This is a genomic window from Olsenella porci (genome assembly GCF_009695875.1).
GTDB classification, from domain to species: Bacteria; Actinomycetota; Coriobacteriia; order Coriobacteriales; family Atopobiaceae; genus Olsenella_H; species Olsenella_H porci.
Genome location: NZ_VUNC01000001.1, coordinates 539,367 through 559,313 on the forward strand (window position 1 = coordinate 539,367; position 19,947 = coordinate 559,313).

The following is a 19,947-nucleotide window of genomic DNA, read 5'->3' on the forward strand; positions in this document are numbered from 1 at the left end:
GAGGAGACGCATGCCCAGCACATTCCAGACCACGCTCTTTCCGTCGCCCGTGCCGTCCGACAGTAGCGCGGACAACCTCGCGCCGGCGCCCCACGTCGACCTGAGCGGTCTCAACCCCGCCCAGCGCAAGGCGGCGGAGTGCACGCACGGGCCCCTTCTGGTGCTCGCGGGTGCGGGTTCGGGAAAGACGCGCGTGCTGACCTACCGAATCGCCCACATGATCCAGGACGAGGGGGTCCGCCCCTGGCAGGTCCTGGCAATCACCTTCACCAACAAGGCGGCGGCAGAGATGCGCGAGCGCCTGGGCAAGCTGCTTCCCGGTGGTACCAGGGGTATGTGGGTCTGCACCTTCCACGCCATGTGCGTGCGCATGCTGCGGGAGGACGCCGACCTGCTGGGTTACACCTCCAACTTTACGATCTACGACGACGACGACTCAAAGCGTCTGGTCAAGTCCATCATGGCGGACCTCGACATCGACCCCAAGACCAGCCCGGTCCAGACCATCCGTGCGCTCATCAGCAAGGCCAAGAACGCCATGGTGTACCCGGACCAGATGCTCGACCAGGCAAAGTCGCCCGCCGAACGTGCCGCGGCACGCGTGTACGACGTCCTCCAGAGGAGGCTCGCCCGCGCCAACGCCATGGACTTCGACGACCTGCTGGTCAAGACCTACGAGCTCCTCTCCAAGAACCCCCAGGTGCTGGACAACTACCAGGAGCGCTTTCGCCAGATCAGCGTGGACGAGTACCAGGACACCAACGGCGTGCAGTACGCCCTCACCAACCTGCTCGCGCACAAGTACCAGAACCTCATGGTCGTGGGCGACGACGACCAGTCCATCTACAGCTGGCGAGGCGCCGACATCACCAACATCCTGAGCTTTCGCAAGGACTATCCCGGCGCCACGGTGGTCAAGCTCGAGCAGAACTACCGCTCGACCGGGCACATCCTCAACGCCGCGAACGCCGTCGTGCGCCACAACTCGCGGCGCGAGGAGAAGCGCCTGTTCACCGACCGTGGCGACGGGGAGAAGATCGAGGTGTTCCAGGCCTCGGACGAGCGCGACGAGGGGCGCTGGATCGGCTCCGAGATCGAGAAGCTGCACGATGCTGGCACCAGCTACGACGACGTCGCCGTGTTCTATCGCACCAACGCCCAGTCGCGCATCCTCGAGGACATGTTCCTGCGCGCCGGCGTCCCGTACAAGATCGTGGGCGGTACGCGCTTCTTCGACCGTGCCGAGATTCGCGACGTGATGGCGTACCTCAAGCTCGTGGTCAACCCCAACGACGACGTGAGCGCACTCCGCGTTGTCAACACCCCGCGTCGCGGCATCGGCAGCACGTCCATCGGCAAGATCCAGGCGTACGCCGCGAGCCACGGCCTCTCGTTCTTCTCCGCCGCCGAGGCGTGCGTGGCGGAGGATGGGCTCCTCTCGCCCAAGGCACGCACCTCGCTCGCGTCGTTCACCAACACCATCGAGACCGCACGCCACTACGACGGAGAACTCGACCAGGTGGTCCAGATGATCGTGGAGCACGCCGGCCTGATCAAGGCGTACGAGGCGGAGCAGAGCGTTGAGGCGGACGGTAGGATCGAGAACATCAAGGAATTCTTTGGCGTGGCCCAGGAGTTCGACGAGAGTCACGACGACGCGGTCGAGACGCTCGAGAGCCTCCAGCAGCTGAGGGCCGCCGGGGCCCTCGACGCCTCCGGGGAGACGCCAGCAGACGCCCAGACTGCCGCGACGGTCCCGACGGGTGACGCCCTCCCGCCCACCGCGTCCGCCAAGCTCCCCGCGTTCATGGAGTGGCTCGCCCTCAGGAGCGACCTCGACTCCCTGGCGGGGCAGTCCAGCGCCATCACGATGATGACCGTGCACTCCGCCAAGGGCCTGGAGTTCCCCGTGGTCTTCGTCGCCGGCATGGAGGAGGGAATCTTCCCCCACCGCGGCCACGAGGACGACCCCTCGGGGATAGAGGAGGAGAGGCGCCTGGCCTACGTCGCCATCACCCGCGCCGAGCGCAGGCTCTACCTCACCTATGCCACCACGCGCCACATGTTCGGCAGCGTCTCGAGCAACCCCAGGAGCCGCTTCCTCAACGAGATCCCCGCGGAGGACGTCCACGCCATCGGGGTGGGCAGCTCCGGCTTCAGCGGCGTGGGCTGGGAGAAGCGCGGCGACCGCCATGGCACGTACGGCTCCGGTCGTGGCAGCCAGGTATACGGCGGGCACGTGTTTGGCTCCCGCACGCGCTCCACGGGAGGGTCGCCCTCCGCGCGTCCCACCGCCCCCGTCCCCATCAAGCGCGACCGCGCCAAGGCTGCCGAGACCTTCGCACCAGGCGATCGCGTCTCCCATAAGACCTTTGGTCCGGGCGTGGTGCGGGCTGCCTCGGGCGACACGATCGAGGTGTTCTTCACGCGCACCGGCAAGACCAAGAAGCTCATGAAGGGCTTTGCCCCCATCGTCAAGGTTGAGGGGTAGCCTGTGGAGGCGCAGTCGGTCGACAAGGTGGTGGACGTCGCGGGAGAGCTCCTGGGCAAGGGGATCTTCCTCGCCGTTGTCATCGTCGTCGCCTACCTGGTGCAGCGCGTCCTCGTCCGTATGCTCCGTCGCGCGTTCAAGAGCGCCGACCTCCCTAACGTCTCGCTCTGGGTCAACCTGCTGAAGGTCCTCATCTGGGTGTTCGCCCTGCTCGTGGTGCTCGAGCCCGTGTTTGGGATCAAGCCCACCGCCGTGGTCGCCGCCCTGGGTGTGACCTCTGTTGCCGTCTCCCTTGGCATGCAGGAGACCATCTCCAACGTGGTTGCCGGCTTCGCGCTCACGGCCAATCACGTCATCCGACAGGGCGACGTGATCAGCGTGGGAGACGTCACGGGCACGATTACCTCGCTCACCCTCCGTCAGACGGTCATCCACACCTTTGGCGGCGACGACGTGGTCATTCCCAACTCGGTGCTCAACTCCACGTCGCTCACGCGCCTCTCCGACGCCAGTGCCTGCCTCACGGTGGTGCCCATCATGGTCAAGCCCAACGCCGACCAGGCGGTCGTGGTGGCGGACATCCGCCGCAAGGTGGGAGAGGCGCTTTCCGACTCGCTCCGTCCCGACCTCGGCTGCCAGGCGTTCTACGCCCAGGTCGACGGCCTGGGGGTGCGCGTCAACATCCGCCTGTTCCTGCAGTCGGGCGTGTTCCCCTCGGTCGCCGCGGACAAGGCGCTTCGCGCCATCGCGGGCTCCCCCTGGCTCGTTGGGGTCCCGGGGGACGCGACCGACGGGGACGAAGGCCGCAGGTGAACGCGCCGGCGGACGCTATCATGGTTCGGTCAAACCCTATGAGAGGAGCCTCCAAGTGGAGAAGATAGCAAGCTTCACGGTCGACCACCTGCGTCTTGAGCCCGGCGTCTACGTCTCGCGCGTGGACTCCTGGCAGGGCGTGGACGTCACGACCTTTGACCTGCGCCTCACGGCGCCCAACCGCGAGCCGGTCATGGACACCGCCGCGGTCCACGCCATCGAGCACCTGGGCGCCACCTTCCTGCGCAACGACCCCGAGTGGGCCTCCCGCACCGTGTACTTTGGCCCCATGGGATGCCGCACGGGCTTCTACCTTGTCCTCTTTGGCAAGCTCGAGCCCAAGGACGTCATCCCCCTGGTTCGCTCGCTGTTCTCCTTTGTCGCCGGGTTTGAGGGAGAGGTGCCCGGCGCCCGGCCCGAGGACTGCGGCAACTGGCATGACAGCGACCTGCCCATGGCGCGCTGGTGGGCCACGCGCTACCTGCGCAACACGCTGGACGGTATCGACGAGGCTCACACCATCTACCCCACGCGCGGGGGAGAGGAGTAGGGTCCGTCTCGCCCAAGGAGGCACCAACGGCACAAACGGCATCACGGCTGATGGGAGACATGTGAAGATCGGAATCATCGGGGCAATGGAGGTCGAGGTCAGGCACCTCGTGAGCCATGTGGAGGGCGACCGCGTCACCACGATGGCGGGCATGGAGTTCCACGAGGGAACCCTCCTGGGCAAGGACGTGGTCGTGGTTCGCTGCGGCGTGGGCAAGGTCAACGCCGCCGTGTGCGCCACCATTCTGTGCGACACCTTCAACGTCACCCATGTCATCAACACCGGCGTGGCGGGGTCGCTCGACGCCTCGCTCGACATCGGCGACATCCTCGTCTCGACCGACGCCGTGCACCACGACATGGACGTGACCAACCTTGGCTACGCCTACGGCGAGGTGCCGGGCATGGGCGTCATAGCGTTCCCGGCCGACCCCACGCTCCGCGCGGCGGCCGTTAAGGCGGTCCGCACGTCAGACCTGGGCGTCAACGTGGTGGAGGGGCGCGTTGCCTCGGGTGACCAGTTCGTGTGCCGGCAGGACCAGAAGGACCGCATCGCCCAGACCTTCCAGGCAAGCTGCTGCGAGATGGAGGGCGCTTCCATCGCCCACGCCTGCTACCTGGCGAACGTCCCCTTTGTGGTCGTCCGTGCCATCTCCGACAAGGCGGACGGCTCCTCCAGCGTGGAGTACCCCACCTTCGAGCGCAAGGCGGCGCACGACTGTGCCCGCATCGTCCGCGCCATGGTGAGCGCGCTCTAGCCGTGGCCTCGCTCCCTACGCGGGAACGGCAAGCTCGTTCACGGCGTCTGTCGGGCGCCTCCCGTCGAGTGCCTCCAGGACGTTGTGCAGCGCCCTGGAGCGCATCTCGCGATACGAGTCCGAGCTGTGGTAGGCGGCGTGGGGTGTGACGATGCAGTTGTCCAGGCCGATGAGGGGGCTCCTCCCGTGGGCCTCGTCGCGGATCACGTCCACGGCGGCCGCCCGTATGGTGCCGTCGCGGAGCGCGGCAGCCAGGTCCTCCTCCACCACGCACCCGCCGCGGGCGGTGTTCACCAGGAACGCGTCGGGCTTCATGAGCGAGAGGGTCCGCTCGCACACCAGGTCCTCGGTCTGGGGGACCAATGGGCAGTGCAGGCTTATCACGTTGCTCGTCTCAAACAGCTCCTCCACCGTCGGGACCTTGACGCAGCCGTAGCGCGCCAGGCAGTCCTCGTCCTTGGTGGGGGCCCACACGGCGACCTCCATGCCGATGGCTTGGAGCATGGGCGCAAGGGCCTGGGGTATCGACCCAAAGAACACCAGCCCGGCCCGCTTCCCCTGGGGGCGAGGTGGCTCGTAGCCCTGCATGTCGTCCCAGGTGCCGGCCCTCACTTGGCGGTCAAACCAGGTGATCTTCTTGTACAGGTCCACGATCAGGCCAAGGGTGTGGAGCGCCACGTCGTAGGTGCAGTACCCGGGGACGTTGCTCACCCACACGCCCTCCTGCGAGGCGGCGGCAACGTCCACAAAGTCGTAACCAATGGCCATGATGCCCACGGCCCTGAGCGACGGGGTCGCCCGCAGCGTCGCGGCATCGACCCTTCCCCACTCCAGAACCAGGGCGTCTGCCCCGTCCAGCTCGCCCGGGAGGGGAATCCCATTCCCGTCTGCCTGGGCGTCGTACAGTTCCACCCCGTCGACGCCCCACTCCCGGAGAAGCGATCGGTCAAAGTCGAGTGGCCTCGAGCTTCCCAGGTAGGCAATCCTGTGCGTGGTCATTGCCGGGTCCCCCTTTCAGGGCGTGGGATGGGCGAGAGGTGCGTCGGCCTCCCGTCCGTGCCCATTCCGGACGGGAGGCCGTGCCCTGCGGGCACCAGGGACGCGCGCGGGCTAGTAACCCAGCTCGGTCATGGAGCGATCGAGGATGTCGACGCCCTCGTCCAGCACGTCAGTGGTCACGTTGAGGGCGGTGGCAAAGCGCATGCCGTTGCCGTGGACGCCGCAGTTGAGCGTGATCATGTGGTGCTCCAGCGCCTTGGCCTTGATGGCCTGCCACAGCTCGGGGGCGGGAGTCCCGTCCTCGTGGTCAAACTCGATGGCACGCATCAGGCCGATGCCGCGGACGTCGCCCACCACGGGGTGGTCGGCGGCAAGCTCCTTGAGCTTCTTGCCCAGGTAGTCGCCCATCTTGTTCACGTTGGAGAGGATGTCCTGGCGCTCGAACTCGTCCAGGACGGCAAGCGCCGCCGCGGCTGCCACCGGGTTGCCGCCAAAGGTGCCGCCATGCATGCCCGGGTGCCAGCGGCTCATGATCTCGTGGGTGCTCACGACGGCGCTCATGGGCATGCCGCCGGCGATCGCCTTGCCCAGGTTCATGATGTCGGGGGTCACGCCAAAGTTCTGCCCCGCCCACATCTTGCCGGTGCGCCCGTAGCCGCTCTGGATCTCGTCGAAGATCAGCAGGATGCCATGCTCGTCGCACATCTTGCGGACGCCCTGCACAAAGCTCGCGGGGGGCACGAAGTAGCCGCCCTCGCCCTGGACGGGCTCCATGATGATCGCGGCGACCTCCTCGGGCGAGACCAGGTAGTCAAAGATCTGCTGCAGGTCGCTCAGGCAGTACTCAGAGCGCTGCTCCTCGTCAAAGCCCTTGGGACACAGGTCCTTCTGGGGGTAGGTGGCAAAGTAGACGCCGCCCATGCAGGGCTGGTACGAGTGGCGGTATTTGGCGGCAGAGCCGGTCACCGACATGGCACCCCAGGTGCGCCCGTGGAACGAGCCGCGAAAGGCGATGATGCACGGGCGACCGGTGTAGGCGCGGGCGAGCTTGAGGGACCCGTCCGTTGCCTCGGCGCCTCCGTTGGAGAAGAACGTGCATCCCAGGTCGCCTGGGGCGATCTCTGCCAGCCGCTCCGCCAGCGTGAGGGTGGTGGGGAAGTTGACCATGTTGAAGCTGCCGTTGATGAGCTTCTCCACCTGTTCGTGGATGGCCGCCTTCACGGCCGGGTTGTTGTGCCCGAGCGCATTCACCGCAATTCCCTGGACAAAATCCAGGTACCGGTCGCCGTTGACATCGTACAGGTAGCTTCCCTCGCCACGCTCGATGACCAGGTCGGTGGTCTTTGCGAGTGCGGGGGAGAGGTACCGCTCGTAGTCCTCGTAGCGCATGGGCATGATGGCTTCCTCTCGTCGGGTCCTGACCTCGTCCGTACCTCCGTGCGAACGTCTCTAAGGTAGGAAGCCATCGTTGCCCTGAGGTTGCGCCTTCAATTCGCACGTGATGCCCTCGCGTTGCATGTGAGTTAGTGAAATGTGCACGATCATGTTTCACATGTGCGGTGCCGAGGGAGCGCATGCATAGACAGGGGGTGACGGCAAAACCTCCGTACACCCCCGTGGTTGACCCTATGTCTTGTTTCGTTGGCCCTCGAGCGCCGTCCCCGATGAGCTTGGCCTCCTAGGCGTAGGGGAGCGCCGTCTCGAGCGAGACCTCCATCATGTTGGTGAAGCTCCTCTCACGCTCGTCTGCGGAGAGGGACTCGCCGGTAAAGAACGTATCGGAAACCGAGAGGATCGAGATCGCCTTCTTGTGGCTGGCCTGGGCCTCGATGTAGAGCCCCGCCGTCTCCATCTCGACGCACAGGAGTCCGAGGTCGCGGTAGCGCTGGGGCGCGTCCTCGCGGGGGTTGTAGAACACGTCGGAGCTCACGACCTGGCCCACCTGGTAGCCGTACCCCAGTGCCTCGCAGGACCTCACTGCGTCCCGGAGCATGTCCCAGCTCGCCGTGGGGGCAAGCTTCACGGGGGAGTCGTACAGGCTCGCGATGGACGAGTTGGTTGCGGCGCTCTGGGCGATCACGATGTCACCTGCGTGCAGGTCGTCTTGCAGCCCACCCGTGGTGCCCACGCGGATTATCGCGTCCACGCCCACCTGGGTGTAGAGCTCGTGCGCGTACAGGCACATGGAGGGGATGCCCATGCCCGAGCCCATCACGCTCACACGCCTGCCCTTGTAGGTGCCCGTATAGCCAAGCATGTTACGAACGTCGTTGAAGAGTATGGGGTCTTCCAGGTAGTGCTCGGCGATGAACTTGGCGCGCAGCGGGTCGCCGGGCATGAGGACGACCTTGGCGACGTCCTCCTTGTTGCAGCGGATGCAGGCAGAGACCGACTCGAACATGGGGATTCCCTTCTCCTTGGCTACTCAAACAGTGCGGCGAGGCTCTGGTCGTACGGCGGACGGCAGATGCCCCTCTCGGTCACGATGGCGGTTATGAGGTCGTGGTCCGTCACGTCGAAGGCGGGGTTGTAGCACCTCACCTCGGGCAGGGCCTTGGGCTCGGCGTACCACATGGTCTTGATTTCGTCCGGGTCGCGCTCCTCGATCTTGATGTCGTCGCCGGTGGGGCAGCTGCGGTCGATCGTGGACGTTGGGCCCAGCACGTAGAACGGGATGCCGTAGTGGTGGGCCAGGATTGCGACGCCCGAGGTGCCGATCTTGTTGGCCACGTCGCCGTTCATGGCCACGCGGTCGCAGCCGACCATGCAAGCCTGGACCCAGCCGTTCCTCATCACGATGGAGGCCATGTTGTCGCAGATGAGCGTGACGTCGATGCCGGCGCGTTGCAGCTCGTAGCTCGTGAGGCGCGCCCCTTGCAGCAGGGGCCTGGTCTCGTCGGCAAAGACGTGGACCTCTTTGCCGTGGTCGTGCGCGTAGAAGAGGGGCCCCTGACCGGTGCCGTAGCCCAGGCATGCGAGTGGGCCGGCGTTGCAGTGGGTCAGGACCCCATCGCCATCCGAGAGTAGGCTCGCGCCCAGGCGACTGATCTCCTCGGACATCGCCAGGTCCTCGCGGTGGATGGCGACGGCCTCGTCGCGAAGCGCCTCGACAACGGCGTGCGGGTCCTCCCCGGAATGGGCGAGCGTCACCCCGTGCATCCTGCCGAGTGCCCACGAGAGGTTGACCGCCGTGGGGCGAGACGAGTTGAGGTAGTCGCGCTGGCGGCCCATCGCGGCGGCGAAGGCGTCGTACGAGGTTTCGCGGTCGGCCTCCTGCCGCGCGAGCACGTAGTAGCAGTAGCCCGCGCAGACGCCGATTGCGGGTGCGCCGCGGACCTTGAGCCTCAGGATCGCGTCGTACATGTCCTGCGCATCCGAGAGCTCTACATATTCCAGCCGGTTGGGGAGGAGCGTCTGGTCGATGATGACCACCGCGCTCCCGTCCGGCTTGAGCTCCACGGCATCCACGTTGGTGACGCCGTCGGATGACCCCCTCAGCTGCGACTCGGGCGTCTCTCCACCTGCCATGCCTGCCTCCATCGTGTTGTCTTCCCTCCTAGGACCTGCCCTCGCTCCCGCTGGCGTCGTTCCTCGCCGAGGCTCGTCTGCGGTAGAAGTCGTGCATCCCCTGCAGGCGGCTGACCTGGTCTGGGTCAAGCTCCACGCCGCCTCCCAGGTCGTGAACCACCTTGTAGACCTTTGCGCTGTGCTCGATGGTCTCCATGAGGTCGAACGCCTTCCAGACGCCCCCACCCCAGGCGACCGCGCCGTGGTTGGCGAGGAGCACGCCATTGTAATCGTGGACGAAGGGGAGGATGCTCCGGGGCACCTCATCGGTGGAGAGCATCGCAAAGTCCGTGACGGGAATCCTCCCAAAGTTGAGGATTAGCTCGGGGAGGTAGGGCTCCGACAGTTCGCGCCGGCAGATGGCGAAGGCAGTCGCAAAGACGGGGTGGGCGTGCACCACCGCCCGCACGTCGGGCCGCTCGCGGTACACGGCAAGGTGCATCTTGACCTCCGACGAGGGGAATCGCCCCGACTCGTCATCGGGCAGGACGTTCCCGTCCAGGTCGCAGCGTACGAGCATGTCGGGCGTCATGCGGCCCTTGCTCACCCCCGAGGGGGTCACGACAACTTCGTTCGCCCCGACCCTCACAGAGACGTTCCCGTCGTTCGACGCGACGTAGCCGCGGTCGTACAGGAGCCTTCCCACCTTGCAGATGTCATCGCGCACGTCCTCGTGCATGGTTCCTCCCAATGAAAAAGACGAAGGGCGCCGGGGAGGTTGATCCCCTGACGCCCCGCTAACACGGCTATCCCACCTCGACCGCCTGCGCTCCCATGCCAACCAGGTCGGGGCCAGTGTGCACGAGCAGGTCGGGCGAGATGCCCGACCTCTGCACCTCGACGAGGCCGGGAATCGCGGCACGCAGCCTCTCCTCCAGGCGGTCGAACAGCTCCGAGGTGTTGGACGAGCAGCATATGCCCACCCGCGAGCGGGCAAACTGGTTGGCCTGCTGAGAGCAGAGCGAGACCATCGTGTCGAGCGCCTTGTTCCAGCCGCGCGCCTTGCGCGCGACCACGTAGTACCCGGCGTCATCGCACATCAGGACCGGCTTGATGTTGAGGGCGTTGCCCAGTCGGTACACGGTGCCGTTGATGCGCCCGCCGCGGTAGAGGTACTCAAGCGACTTAACCGCAAAGAACACGCTCGTCTCGCGCGCGCAGCGACGTAGGCGCGAATCCAACAGGGAGAAGGGCACGCCGGATTCCACCAGCTCCACGGCGCGCTGGACCACCATGCCCGCCATCAGGCCAATTGACTTGGAATCGACGACGGTGACGGGGAAGTCCTCCATCTGGCCTGCGACCAGGCGGCAGGTCTGGTTGGTGGCGGAGAGGCCGGCGGAGATGGTCACTATGACCGCTGCCACGTACCCGTCTGCCCTGGCGCCCTCAAGCGCCGAGAGCACCTGCTGGGGAGAGGGGAGGGAGGTCTTGGGAATCTCCTGCCCAAAGCGACGGATGACCTCGTCGCTCGTGATGTCGACGCCACTCTGGAACGAGCTGCCGTCCGAGTAGTTGATGCGGAGCGGCACCACGCGCACGTCGTGCTCGCTTGCAAAGGTGCTTGGAACATCCGTGCCCGAGTCGGTGATGATTGCAATGCGCTGCTCGTTCATTGCGCCCTCTCGCTTTCCGCCTTGTGGGTGAGAACATTCTGTCTCTCTTATGGTGGACTATATGCCCATTCGAGGCCCCCTCGCCCAAAGCGGATACCATATCATTCGTTGCTTTCACATCTTGCCCCCGCGGACGTGTGCCTACCTGCGGCGCCCCGCGTGGTGCGATGTCCGAAAGGAGGCCGATTAGGCATGTCCGACCTGTCTGAGATGACCCCCGAGCGGCGCGAGAGGGTGCTTCGAAAGCGCTCGGCGATAATTGGTGAGCCGGCGGTTGTGAGGAGGATGTCGCGCAGGACCTCCCTCCAAAAGGTGACCTCCAACGGCACCATCGCCGCAGCGGTGATGGTCGCGGCGGCGCTCCTTGCCGTCATCGTCGCCAACTCACCGGCATACGAGGCCGTCGAGCACGTGCTCCAGGCGCCACTCTCCATCACCCTCGGGGGTCTCGTCGCGTCGATGAGCGTCGAGGCGTTCGTGAACGACTTCCTGATGTCGATCTTCTTCCTCCTCGTGGGGATCGAGCTCAAGTACGAGATGACCGTGGGTCAGCTCAGGAAGCCGCGCCAGGCGGCGCTCCCCATGCTCGCCGCGGTGGGTGGCGTCGCGTTCCCCGCGATCATCTATCTGCTGTTCAACCACGCCACCGCCCCGCACGGGTGGGCGATTCCCATCGCAACCGACATCGCCTTCGCACTGGGCGTCATGTCGCTTCTGGGCGACCGCGTGGCTCCCGAGACCAAGGTCTTCTTCCAGACGCTCGCCATCGCCGACGACATCCTGGCCATCGTGGTCCTGGCCCTCTTCTACGGGCAGACGCCCGACATCGCTTGGTGCGCAGCCACGCTGCTGGTCGTGCTCGTCCTCGCCGGCCTCAACCGCAGGAAGGTGTACTCTGCCAGGCCGTACCTGCTCGTTGGCCTGGTGCTGTGGGTCTGCATGTACAACTCGGGCATCCACGCGACCCTCGCGGGCGTCATCCTCGCCTTCTTCCTCCCTGCGCGCTCCGACGTCAGGCTGGGGCGCCTGCGTGCGTGGCTCGGGGTGCAGGCGAGGCTGCTCGACGACACCTACGACGACGAGTCCCACGTGCTGGGCCAACACGACTTCACCGCCGCGGCCGAGAGGATCGAGGGCATCATGCACCACGTGACCCCGCCGCTCGAGCGCGTCGAGCGCTCCATCTCGGTCCCCGTCAACTTCGTGATTCTCCCGCTCTTCGCCTTCGTCAACGCCCAGGTGCGCCTGGTGGGGGTCGACCCCATGGCGATCGTCTCCGACCCGGTGACGCAGGGTGCGTTCCTCGGTGCCGTGCTCGGCAAGCCGGTGGGCATCATCCTCGTGACCTGGCTGCTCGTGAGGGTCGGCTTCGCCAAGCTGCCCAGGCACGTCACCTGGGACCAGGTCATCGCCGTCGGCATCATGGGCGGCATGGGCTTCACCATGTCGATTCTCATCGCGGGGCTCGCCTTCAGCTCCCCCCAGGAGGTCATGGCGGCAAAGTGCGCCATCCTCGCCGGCTCGTTCTGTGCCGGTGCCCTGGGCGTTGCCTACGTACACCTGGACGGCCACTTCCGCTCAAAGAAGCCCGGGGGAGAGAAGGGCGGCGACGCCGCCGCGGCTGCTCCCGCTGGCAGTGACGGAGCGGGGGAGTGAGCCCGGTCCTCTCCCGCGAACGCAGCTCTCGTGGAGCCGACGGTCGCGCCGCGGCTCCCGCCCGGCTGCTGGTACCATTACCCGCATGACGAGCTATGACTACAACCCCTTCGCGTACGAGCCCCTTGGGCGCAAGGCCCCCGTCACGGGCAGCTACACGCCAGCGCCCGAGTTCGGCGAGCTGCAGCGTCTCGTGGACGAGGTGTTCGAGGCGTCCGCCGCAGGCGGCACCGTCGCCAAGCTCGACCTTGTGATGCGGGCCGAGATCGACGACATGGCGGCCGACCTCCAGGAGGTCATCGACCTCCTGCCCGGCGGGCGCTACGACCGTCATCGGCTCTGCGACCAGATGAACTCGATTATCACGGCGCATGGGTGGGGCTACCTCTACGGCACCGTGGAGTAGCTTGCCAAGGGTCTCGTATCGGCCGGGGCGCCTACGCGGGTGACGGCCCGTGTACGTATCCCGCTCCGGGGGCTCCTCGCATCGGGCACACACTATACTTGCGGATGATGCCGACCCGACGGAGGAGGACCCCATGCCCAACGCATACCAGTCCATGTCAACCGAGTCCCTGGACGAGGAGATCAAGCACCTCGAGACCGAGGTCGCCCACCTGAGGGACCAGCACCTCAAGCTCGACATGGCCCGTGGCAAGCCCTCCCCGCAGCAGACCGCCCTCTCAAAGCCCATGCTCGACGTGCTGGACTCCTCCACGCCGCTCGTCGACGGCGATGCGATCGTGGACAACTACGGGACCCCGGAGGGGCTTCCCTCCGCGCGGCGCCTGGCGGGGCAGATCCTGGGCGTCGACCCCAAGAACGTGGTGGTGTCGGGCTCCTCGAGCCTCAACCTCATGCACGACCTCGTCGCCCACGCCTTCATCAACGGCGTCGCCGGCGCCGAGCCCTTCTACAGGCAGGGCGAGGTCAAGTGGCTCTGCCCCGCACCAGGCTACGACCGCCACTTCAAGGTGACCGAGTCGATGGGCATCAAGAACGTCCCCATCCCCATGTGCGAGGACGGGCCCGACATGGACACGGTGTGCGAGCTCGTTGAGGGCGATCCCACGGTCAAGGGCATCTGGTGCGTGCCCAAGTACGCCAACCCCACGGGCATTACCTACTCCGACGAGGTCGTCCGCGCGTTCGCCTCGCTCAAGCCCGCCGCCCCCGACTTCCGCATCTACTGGGACAACGCCTACGTGGTCCACTGCTTCGGCGGGACGGACGACCAGCTCCTCGACATCTTCCAGGCGGTGCGCGAGGCGGGCAACCGCAACCTCGTGTACGAGTTTGGCTCCACTGCCAAGGTGACCTTCCCCAGTTCGGGCATCGCGTTCGTGGCGGCGAGCGACGACGACATCAGCGAGGTTCGCAAGGCGTTCTCGGTGGAGCGCGTGAGCTCCGAGAAGATGAGCCAGCTAGCGCACGCCCTCTACCTCCGCGACCTCGACGGGGTCCGCGCGCACATGCGCAAGCACGCCGCCATCGTCGCGCCCCGCTTCGCCCTGGTGCAGAGCAAGCTCGGCGAGGGACTCGGCAGCCTGGGGGTCGCCACCTGGTCCAACCCGCACGGCGGCTACTTCGTGAGTTTCGAGGGGCCCAAGGGGTCCGCCAAGAGGATCGTCGCGCTGATGGCAGACCTTGGGGTCAAGCTCACCCCCGCCGGCGCCACGTGGCCGTATGGAAAGGACCCCAACGACTCCAACATCCGCATCGCGCCCACGTATCCGTCGCTCGAGGACCTCGGACAGGCGCTGGACGTCTTCGTGGTCGCGGTAAAGCTCGTGAGCGCCAAGATCGCCCGCGAGGAGCGGGGCTAGCGTTTGCCTTGGGGGCGGGGCCGATGGGTCTCGCCCCCTCCCTTCTCGGGGAAGAGAGGTGCGAATATGGCGCCCGGCCGCCTTGCCATGGGCGTGCGAGGATGCCGCGAGCGTACCTATATATAGCTGCCAGATGGCGGCATCCACACTTGGGATGGCTTGCGAGTGTGGATGTGACATGCTTGACAGGTTTGGTTTGTAGAATGTAGCTTTGCGTTCGTTGCAAGGGCGTCACGCCCTCGCCGGGCGGCACGATGAATCGAAGGGATGGGCGGATGTCGGGAAACAAGGGAACTTCGGGAAAGCGCCTCGCCCGGGCAAAGGTTGCCTCGGGGTCAAACGACAAGGGCGCATCCGACAAGGCCGCCAAGGGCACGGCAAGGCGCGACGGGGGCAAGAAGCCCGGCAAGCGCGGCAAGGGCACCCAGATCGCCATCGTTGTCTTCGGCATCGTGATGGCACTCTCCATGATGCTCCCGTCCCTCTCCGCCATCTTCGCCGGCAGCTCGTCGTCCAGCTCGCAGTCGAGCCAGAAGGCTGACTCAGCATCCACCACGGACTCGTCCGACTCCTCCTCGTCCACCACGTCGAGCATGGCAAGCGTTGACGCAAAGTACTCCTCGACGGTGTCAGAGCTCGAGGCGAAGCTCAAGGAGAAGCCCAAGAGCCTCGCGACCCTGCTCAACCTGGGTAACGACTACATGGCCTGGGCCTACTCCGCAAGCACGTACGCCACGGACGACACGTCCAAGCAGCACGTGAACGACCTCTACCAGAAGGCGATGGGGTACTACGACCAGTACCTCGCCCTCAACGACTCCAGTGCGGTGCGGGTCAACCGTGCGCTCTGCCAGTACTACTCCGGTGACGCGGACGGCGCCAAGTCCGCCCTCCTCGAGCTCACCCAGAGCGACTCCACCTATGGTCCGGCATGGGCCAACCTCGGTCTCATGTACGAGTCCTCCGGAGATACCGCCAACGCAAAGTCCGCCTACCAGAAGGCGGAGGAGGCGGACGCCAACGACGAGTACGGCGCCAAGTCCTTTGCCGAGCAGCGCCTCTCGGTCATCGCGAGCCAGGAGGCGGAGGCGAGCGACTCGTCTTCCTCCTCGACCACGACCTCCGGCTCGACCACCCAGGGCCTGTCCGAGACGCTCGCTAACTCCAGCGGAACCAACCTCTAGGACAACAAGAAACGGAGCATCATCCCATGAGCCTCGAAATCACATCAAGCAAGAACGGGTCCAAGACCCTCGTGAAGGTCGTCGGGGAGGTCGACGTGTCCAATGCCCCCCAGCTCCGTCAGGAGCTTGAGGCGGCACTCGGCGAGGCGACCCCGCAGGTCGCCGTGGACTTCTCAGAGGTGCCCTACATCGACTCCACGGGGATTGGCGTGCTGGTGGGTGCCGCCCACCGCGCCAAGGAGGCGGGCGGGAGCCTGACCCTGAGCAACCCGCAGAAGAACGTCGCCCGCGTGCTCTCGCTCCTGGGCGTTGACAAGGAACTGGTGGCGGGGGAGTAGTCCCCCTCCTGCGGCACTGGAGGTGCGCGCGTGTTTGGCATTGGCGAGACAGAGCTGTTCCTGATCGTGCTCTTCGGCTTTCTGCTCTTTGGGCCTGACAAGCTCCCCGGCATGGGCAGGACCATCGGCAAGGCGCTGAGGCAGTTCAGGCAGGCCCAAGAGGGCTTCACCGAGGTCGTTCAGAGCGAGGTAATGGACCCGCTGAGCAACGCGGTGAGCGAGGGTATGGGGGACGACCCCAAGAGCAAGGACGCGGCAGCCAAGCGCGCCGCCGCCATGGACGAGGACTCCGACCTCGAGTCCGCCGACGGCGCCCCCACGGACCGCAAGCGCGAGACCTTTGCGCAGCGCAAGGCACGCCTCGAGGCGGAGAAGGCCAAGCGTGAGGCCAATGCGGCACCGAAGACACAGCAGGACGCAGCAGCGCAGGCGTCGGGCGCAGACTCCGACGATGACGCGCCGGAGCAGGAGGCGCCTGCTACCGAGCCGCAGCCAAAGGAGGAGCCCAAGGTCGCGAGCGCGGCATCCCTCTATGCGATGAGGCCCAAGCGCCACGAGGCGGAGGCCAAGGCAGATGCCGGTGCCAACGCTGACGCCGACGAGCAGGCCGCGACGCAGGACGACACCGAGCCCTCTGCTGACGGCGCATCCAAGGAGGAGGACTAATGCCCGTAGGACCAGCACGCATGCCGCTGATGGATCACCTTGGCGAACTCAGACGGCGTCTCACCATCATCGTCGTGTCCGTTCTCATCACCGCGATCGTGGTGTACGAGGCGACGCCGACGCTGATCCAGATCCTGATGGATCCCATCCGCTCCGTCATGCCGGCGGGCTCCAAGCTCACCGTCCTCTCGGTCCTCGGCGGCTTCACCATCCGCTTCAAGGTGGCGTTCTTCGTGGGCGTGATTATCTGCACGCCCATCATCATCTGGGAGATCATGGCCTTCTTCCTCCCCGCTCTCAAGCCCAACGAGCGCAAGTGGGTCGTCCCCACGGTTGCGGCGATGGTCATCCTGTTCGCCCTCGGCATGGTCTTCTGCTACTTCGTGGCCCTGCCCGCGGCAATCGGGTGGATGGTGCAGCAGTCGGTTGACTTCGCCAACGTCATCGCCGACGCGGAGGACTATCTCAACATCATCATGCTGCTCGAGATTGGCTTTGGCATTGCCTTCCAGATTCCCCTCGTGATCTTCTACCTCTCAGTCCTCCACCTGGTCCCCTACAAGACCTTCCGCGCCCAGTGGCGCTACATCTACGTGGGCCTCATGGTGCTCTCGGCAGTGGTCACGCCCGATGCCTCGCCCGTCACCATGCTGCTCATGTTCACCGCCCTCGTGCTGCTGTACGAGATAGCTCTGGCGGTGGCCCGCTACGTCCTCGTCGCACGCGACGGCAAGGAGTCCCTCAAGTGGACGAGGGAGGACTACGAGGAGCACGAGCTCCAGAAAGACGAAGAGGACGACTAGTTGAAGCTTGTTGTAACCGAGAAGAACGACGCGGCACAGCAGATAGCGCGGCTCCTCTCCACCTCGGGCAAGCCCAAGGCGGACAAGGTGTACGACACGCCTGTGTACCGGTTCTCGCATGACGGCGAGGAGTGGGTGACCATCGGCCTGCGCGGCCACATCATGGCCCCCGACTTCCCGCCCGAGCTCAAGTACGACCGCAAGGAAGGGTGGTACGGCCTCACCACAGAGGGGGAGCACCTGCCCGCGCGCCTTCCCGACGACCTCGCCAAGCCGCCCTACGAGACCAAGCGCAAGCCCTTCCTCAAGGACGGCATCGACATCAAGGGGTGGAAGGTCCCGAGCCTTCCGTACCTCGTGTGGGCGCCCATCGAGAAGCTGCCGGCGGAGAAGGGCATTATCCGCGCGCTCAAGAACCTCGCCAAGAAGGCGGACTCCATCGTCATCGGCACGGACTTCGACCGCGAGGGCGAGCTCATCGGCTCGGACGCCCTGAGGCAGATGCGCCAGGTGGCGCCCGACACGCCTGTCTCGCGCGCCCGCTACTCCGCCTTCACCAAGGCCGAGATCGACCATGCCTTCCAGAACCTCGTGGAGCTTGACCAGGACCTGGCAGATGCGGGCGAGAGTCGCCAGTACATCGACCTCATCTGGGGCGCGGTTCTCACGCGCTACCTCACCATGGCCCGCTTTGGCGGCTTTGGCAACGTGCGCAGTGCCGGTCGCGTCCAGACCCCCACGCTCGCGCTGGTGGTGCAGAAGGAGCGTGAGCGCCAGGCGTTCGTTCCCGAGGACTACTGGGTGCTGTGGGGCATGCTCGCCCCTAAGGGCTCGGCATCGGAGGACGACTCCTTCAAGGCGACTCACGCAACCGCTCGCTTCAAGGACAAGGCAGCGGCGGACGCTGCGTTCGCGCGCGTGAGGGATGCGAGCGAGGCCAGGGTCCTCTCCGTCGAGAAGAGACGCCGCACCACCAACCCGCCCGCCCCGTTCAACACTACGACCATGCAGACCGCCGCGGCGGCGGAGGGGATCAGCCCCGCCCGCGCCATGAGGCTCGCCGAGTCGCTCTACATGGACGGCCTCATCAGCTACCCGCGCGTGGACAACACCGTCTATCCCAAGTCGCTCGACCTCAAGGCCTGTGTGCGCACGCTCTCCGAGGTGCCCCAGTACCGGCCCACCTGCCAGGCGCTCCTCTCCGGGGGGCCGCTCCACGCCACGCGCGGCAAGCAGGAGACCACCGACCACCCGCCCATCTACCCCACGGCGGCGGCAGACCCCGGAAGCCTCCAACCCGCCGAGTGGAAGCTGTACAACCTCATCGCGCGCAGGTTTCTCGCCACCCTTGGCGACCCCTGCGTGACCGAGGGGACCAAGCTCACCTTCGACGTGGAGGGCGAGCGCTTTACCAGCTCCGGCACCGTGGTGGTTGAGCCTGGGTTCCGCGCCATCTACCCCTACGGGCAGCGCAAGGACGAGCAGCTTCCCATGCTCTCGGAGGGCGACGTGTGCGACGTTCGCAAGATGACGCTCGACGCCAAGCAGACCGAGCCCCCCGCCCGCTACAGCCAGGGCCGCCTGATCCAGGAGATGGAGAAGTGCGGCCTGGGCACCAAGTCAACCCGCGCCTCGATCATCCAGCGCCTGTACGACGTGAAGTACCTCAAGAACGACCCGGTGGAGCCCAGCCAGCTGGGCATGGCGGTCATCGACGCCCTCACCGAGTACGCGCCTCGCATCACCAGCCCGAGCATGACCTCCGAGCTCGAGGACGACATGACCAAGGTCGCCGAGGGGGCCGATACCCAGGAGGACGTGGTCACGCACTCCCGCGCGCTGCTCTCCGGCGTGATGGGTGCCCTGATCGAGCACAAGGACGACCTGGGGAACGCCATCGCCGACGCCGTGACGGCAGACGCCAAGGTGGGCGTGTGCCCCAAGTGCGGCAGGGACCTTGTCATGAAGACCTCTGCCAAGACGCGCGGGAGCTTCATCGGCTGCATGGGCTGGCCCGACTGCGACGTGACCTATCCCGTCCCGTCCAAGGTCAAGGTCGAGCCCATCGAGGGCGAGGCGGGCGTGTGCCCGGTGTGCGGCGCCCCGCGCATCAAGTGCAAGCCGTTCCGCTCAAAGGCGTACGAGATCTGCGTGAACCCGGCCTGCCCCACCAACCGGGAGCCCGACATCGTGGTGGGCACCTGTGCTGTCTGCGAGGCTGACGGGCGCCACGGGGACCTGGTCGCCCACAAGAGCGAGAAGACAGGTAGGCGCTTCATCCGCTGCACCAACTACGACGTGTGCGGAGTGAGCTACCCGCTGCCCCAGCGCGGCGAGCTGCACGCCACGGGCGAGACCTGCCCCGACTGCGGGGCGCCCATCGTGGAGGTCGTGACCGCCAGGGGCCCCTGGCGCATCTGCGTCAACATGAACTGTCCCGGCAAGGAGAAGAAGGCCGCCTCCCGGGCCGGGAGGGGCCGTGGCACCTCCGCGTCCGCGAAGGCGTCGGGCGCCAAGCGCGGCACGAGGGCCAAGTCGACCAAGTCCGCCAAGACCAAGTCCGCGGGCGGCAAGTCGTCCAAGGCCAAGTCCCCAGCCAAGGGGGAATCGTAGGGACACGTGCCGCGCGATGCCAACGCCTCCGCTGCCGAGTGCGGCGGGGGCGTTTCTCTCCCCATCCC

General features: G+C 66.2%; 18 protein-coding genes. 12 read left to right on the forward strand and 6 right to left on the reverse strand.

Annotation, left to right across the window (positions count from 1 at the left end; all coding sequences use genetic code 11):
- Positions 1-10: 10 nt before the first annotated feature.
- The 4 genes from FYJ68_RS02410 (at position 11) to FYJ68_RS02425 (ending at position 4,611) form a co-directional block, all read left to right on the forward strand.
- Positions 11-2,491, forward strand: coding sequence for an ATP-dependent helicase (locus tag FYJ68_RS02410; protein WP_154433695.1), 2,481 nt, complete (start codon positions 11-13; stop codon positions 2,489-2,491).
- A gap of 3 nt (positions 2,492-2,494) precedes the next feature.
- Positions 2,495-3,304, forward strand: coding sequence for a mechanosensitive ion channel family protein (locus FYJ68_RS02415; RefSeq protein ID WP_154433696.1), 810 nt, complete (start codon positions 2,495-2,497; stop codon positions 3,302-3,304).
- Positions 3,305-3,359: 55 nt separating this feature from the next.
- Positions 3,360-3,854 carry an S-ribosylhomocysteine lyase gene (locus FYJ68_RS02420; RefSeq protein ID WP_326832168.1) on the forward strand — a complete coding sequence of 165 codons (495 nt, stop codon included), beginning with the start codon at positions 3,360-3,362 and terminating at the stop codon, positions 3,852-3,854.
- Between the two features lie 61 nt (positions 3,855-3,915).
- Positions 3,916-4,611, forward strand: a complete 696-nt coding sequence (locus tag FYJ68_RS02425) for a 5'-methylthioadenosine/adenosylhomocysteine nucleosidase (RefSeq protein WP_326832169.1) — start codon at positions 3,916-3,918, stop codon at positions 4,609-4,611.
- A 15-nt stretch (positions 4,612-4,626) separates the two neighbouring features.
- On the opposite strand, the gene FYJ68_RS02430 is transcribed toward FYJ68_RS02425, so the two are convergent.
- From FYJ68_RS02430 to FYJ68_RS02455, 6 genes are all read right to left on the reverse strand, one after another.
- A complete protein-coding gene (locus tag FYJ68_RS02430; protein ID WP_154433699.1) occupies positions 4,627-5,610 on the reverse strand; it encodes a C-terminal binding protein in 984 nt (327 codons plus the stop codon).
- 111 nt (positions 5,611-5,721) lie between these two features.
- Complete coding sequence (locus FYJ68_RS02435; protein WP_229771948.1) at positions 5,722-7,005, reverse strand: aspartate aminotransferase family protein; 1,284 nt, start codon at positions 7,003-7,005, stop codon at positions 5,722-5,724.
- A 283-nt stretch (positions 7,006-7,288) separates the two neighbouring features.
- The gene (gene deoD / locus FYJ68_RS02440; RefSeq protein WP_154433700.1) at positions 7,289-8,011 is read right to left on the reverse strand and encodes a purine-nucleoside phosphorylase; all 723 of its coding nucleotides are present in this window, start codon (positions 8,009-8,011) and stop codon (positions 7,289-7,291) included.
- Between the two features lie 20 nt (positions 8,012-8,031).
- Positions 8,032-9,138: an S-methyl-5-thioribose-1-phosphate isomerase gene (gene mtnA, locus FYJ68_RS02445; protein WP_154433701.1), complete on the reverse strand. Its 1,107-nt coding sequence runs from the start codon at positions 9,136-9,138 to the stop codon at positions 8,032-8,034.
- Positions 9,139-9,166: 28 nt separating this feature from the next.
- Positions 9,167-9,856, reverse strand: a complete 690-nt coding sequence (locus tag FYJ68_RS02450; protein WP_154433702.1) for a class II aldolase/adducin family protein — start codon at positions 9,854-9,856, stop codon at positions 9,167-9,169.
- Positions 9,857-9,923: 67 nt separating this feature from the next.
- Entirely contained in the window at positions 9,924-10,793 is an 870-nt protein-coding gene (locus FYJ68_RS02455) for a DegV family protein (RefSeq protein ID WP_154433703.1), read from the reverse strand.
- Positions 10,794-10,985: 192 nt separating this feature from the next.
- Here FYJ68_RS02455 and nhaA point away from each other — a divergent pair, with 192 nt between their 5' ends.
- The 8 genes from nhaA to FYJ68_RS02495 all read left to right on the forward strand — a co-directional run bounded on the left by nhaA (position 10,986) and on the right by FYJ68_RS02495 (position 19,879).
- A complete protein-coding gene (gene nhaA, locus FYJ68_RS02460; protein ID WP_229771949.1) occupies positions 10,986-12,449 on the forward strand; it encodes a Na+/H+ antiporter NhaA in 1,464 nt (487 codons plus the stop codon).
- Between the two features lie 85 nt (positions 12,450-12,534).
- Positions 12,535-12,855 (forward strand): 3-demethylubiquinone-9 3-methyltransferase, encoded by a 321-nt coding sequence (locus FYJ68_RS02465; protein WP_229771950.1) that lies wholly within the window; start codon positions 12,535-12,537, stop codon positions 12,853-12,855.
- Between the two features lie 133 nt (positions 12,856-12,988).
- The gene (locus tag FYJ68_RS02470; RefSeq protein WP_154433704.1) at positions 12,989-14,275 is read left to right on the forward strand and encodes a PLP-dependent aminotransferase family protein; all 1,287 of its coding nucleotides are present in this window, start codon (positions 12,989-12,991) and stop codon (positions 14,273-14,275) included.
- Between the two features lie 275 nt (positions 14,276-14,550).
- Positions 14,551-15,459 (forward strand): tetratricopeptide repeat protein, encoded by a 909-nt coding sequence (locus tag FYJ68_RS02475; protein ID WP_195837684.1) that lies wholly within the window; start codon positions 14,551-14,553, stop codon positions 15,457-15,459.
- 26 nt (positions 15,460-15,485) lie between these two features.
- On the forward strand, positions 15,486-15,797 hold the full coding sequence (locus tag FYJ68_RS02480; protein WP_154433706.1) for an STAS domain-containing protein: 312 nt from the start codon (positions 15,486-15,488) through the stop codon (positions 15,795-15,797).
- A 30-nt stretch (positions 15,798-15,827) separates the two neighbouring features.
- A complete protein-coding gene (locus FYJ68_RS02485) occupies positions 15,828-16,463 on the forward strand; it encodes a Sec-independent protein translocase subunit TatA/TatB (RefSeq protein ID WP_326832170.1) in 636 nt (211 codons plus the stop codon).
- Positions 16,463-17,266, forward strand: a complete 804-nt coding sequence (gene tatC / locus FYJ68_RS02490; protein WP_154433707.1) for a twin-arginine translocase subunit TatC — start codon at positions 16,463-16,465, stop codon at positions 17,264-17,266. Before FYJ68_RS02485 ends, tatC begins: the two co-directional genes overlap by 1 nt.
- Positions 17,267-19,879, forward strand: a complete 2,613-nt coding sequence (locus FYJ68_RS02495; protein ID WP_154433708.1) for a DNA topoisomerase I — start codon at positions 17,267-17,269, stop codon at positions 19,877-19,879.
- Positions 19,880-19,947: the final 68 nt, after the last annotated feature.

Excerpts from the sequence above, each read along its gene's own strand:
- FYJ68_RS02410 (WP_154433695.1), top strand. The coding sequence starts at position 11 with ATGCCCAGCACATTCCAGACCACGCTCTTTCCGTCGCCCGTGCCGTCC.
- FYJ68_RS02430 (WP_154433699.1), bottom strand. The coding sequence starts at position 5,610 with ATGACCACGCACAGGATTGCCTACCTGGGAAGCTCGAGGCCACTCGAC.
- FYJ68_RS02435 (WP_229771948.1), bottom strand. The coding sequence starts at position 7,005 with ATGCCCATGCGCTACGAGGACTACGAGCGGTACCTCTCCCCCGCACTC.
- deoD (WP_154433700.1), bottom strand. The coding sequence starts at position 8,011 with ATGTTCGAGTCGGTCTCTGCCTGCATCCGCTGCAACAAGGAGGACGTC.
- mtnA (WP_154433701.1), bottom strand. The coding sequence starts at position 9,138 with ATGGCAGGTGGAGAGACGCCCGAGTCGCAGCTGAGGGGGTCATCCGAC.
- FYJ68_RS02450 (WP_154433702.1), bottom strand. The coding sequence starts at position 9,856 with ATGCACGAGGACGTGCGCGATGACATCTGCAAGGTGGGAAGGCTCCTG.
- FYJ68_RS02455 (WP_154433703.1), bottom strand. The coding sequence starts at position 10,793 with ATGAACGAGCAGCGCATTGCAATCATCACCGACTCGGGCACGGATGTT.
- nhaA (WP_229771949.1), top strand. The coding sequence starts at position 10,986 with ATGTCCGACCTGTCTGAGATGACCCCCGAGCGGCGCGAGAGGGTGCTT.
- FYJ68_RS02465 (WP_229771950.1), top strand. The coding sequence starts at position 12,535 with ATGACGAGCTATGACTACAACCCCTTCGCGTACGAGCCCCTTGGGCGC.
- FYJ68_RS02470 (WP_154433704.1), top strand. The coding sequence starts at position 12,989 with ATGCCCAACGCATACCAGTCCATGTCAACCGAGTCCCTGGACGAGGAG.
- FYJ68_RS02475 (WP_195837684.1), top strand. The coding sequence starts at position 14,551 with ATGTCGGGAAACAAGGGAACTTCGGGAAAGCGCCTCGCCCGGGCAAAG.
- FYJ68_RS02480 (WP_154433706.1), top strand. The coding sequence starts at position 15,486 with ATGAGCCTCGAAATCACATCAAGCAAGAACGGGTCCAAGACCCTCGTG.
- tatC (WP_154433707.1), top strand. The coding sequence starts at position 16,463 with ATGCCCGTAGGACCAGCACGCATGCCGCTGATGGATCACCTTGGCGAA.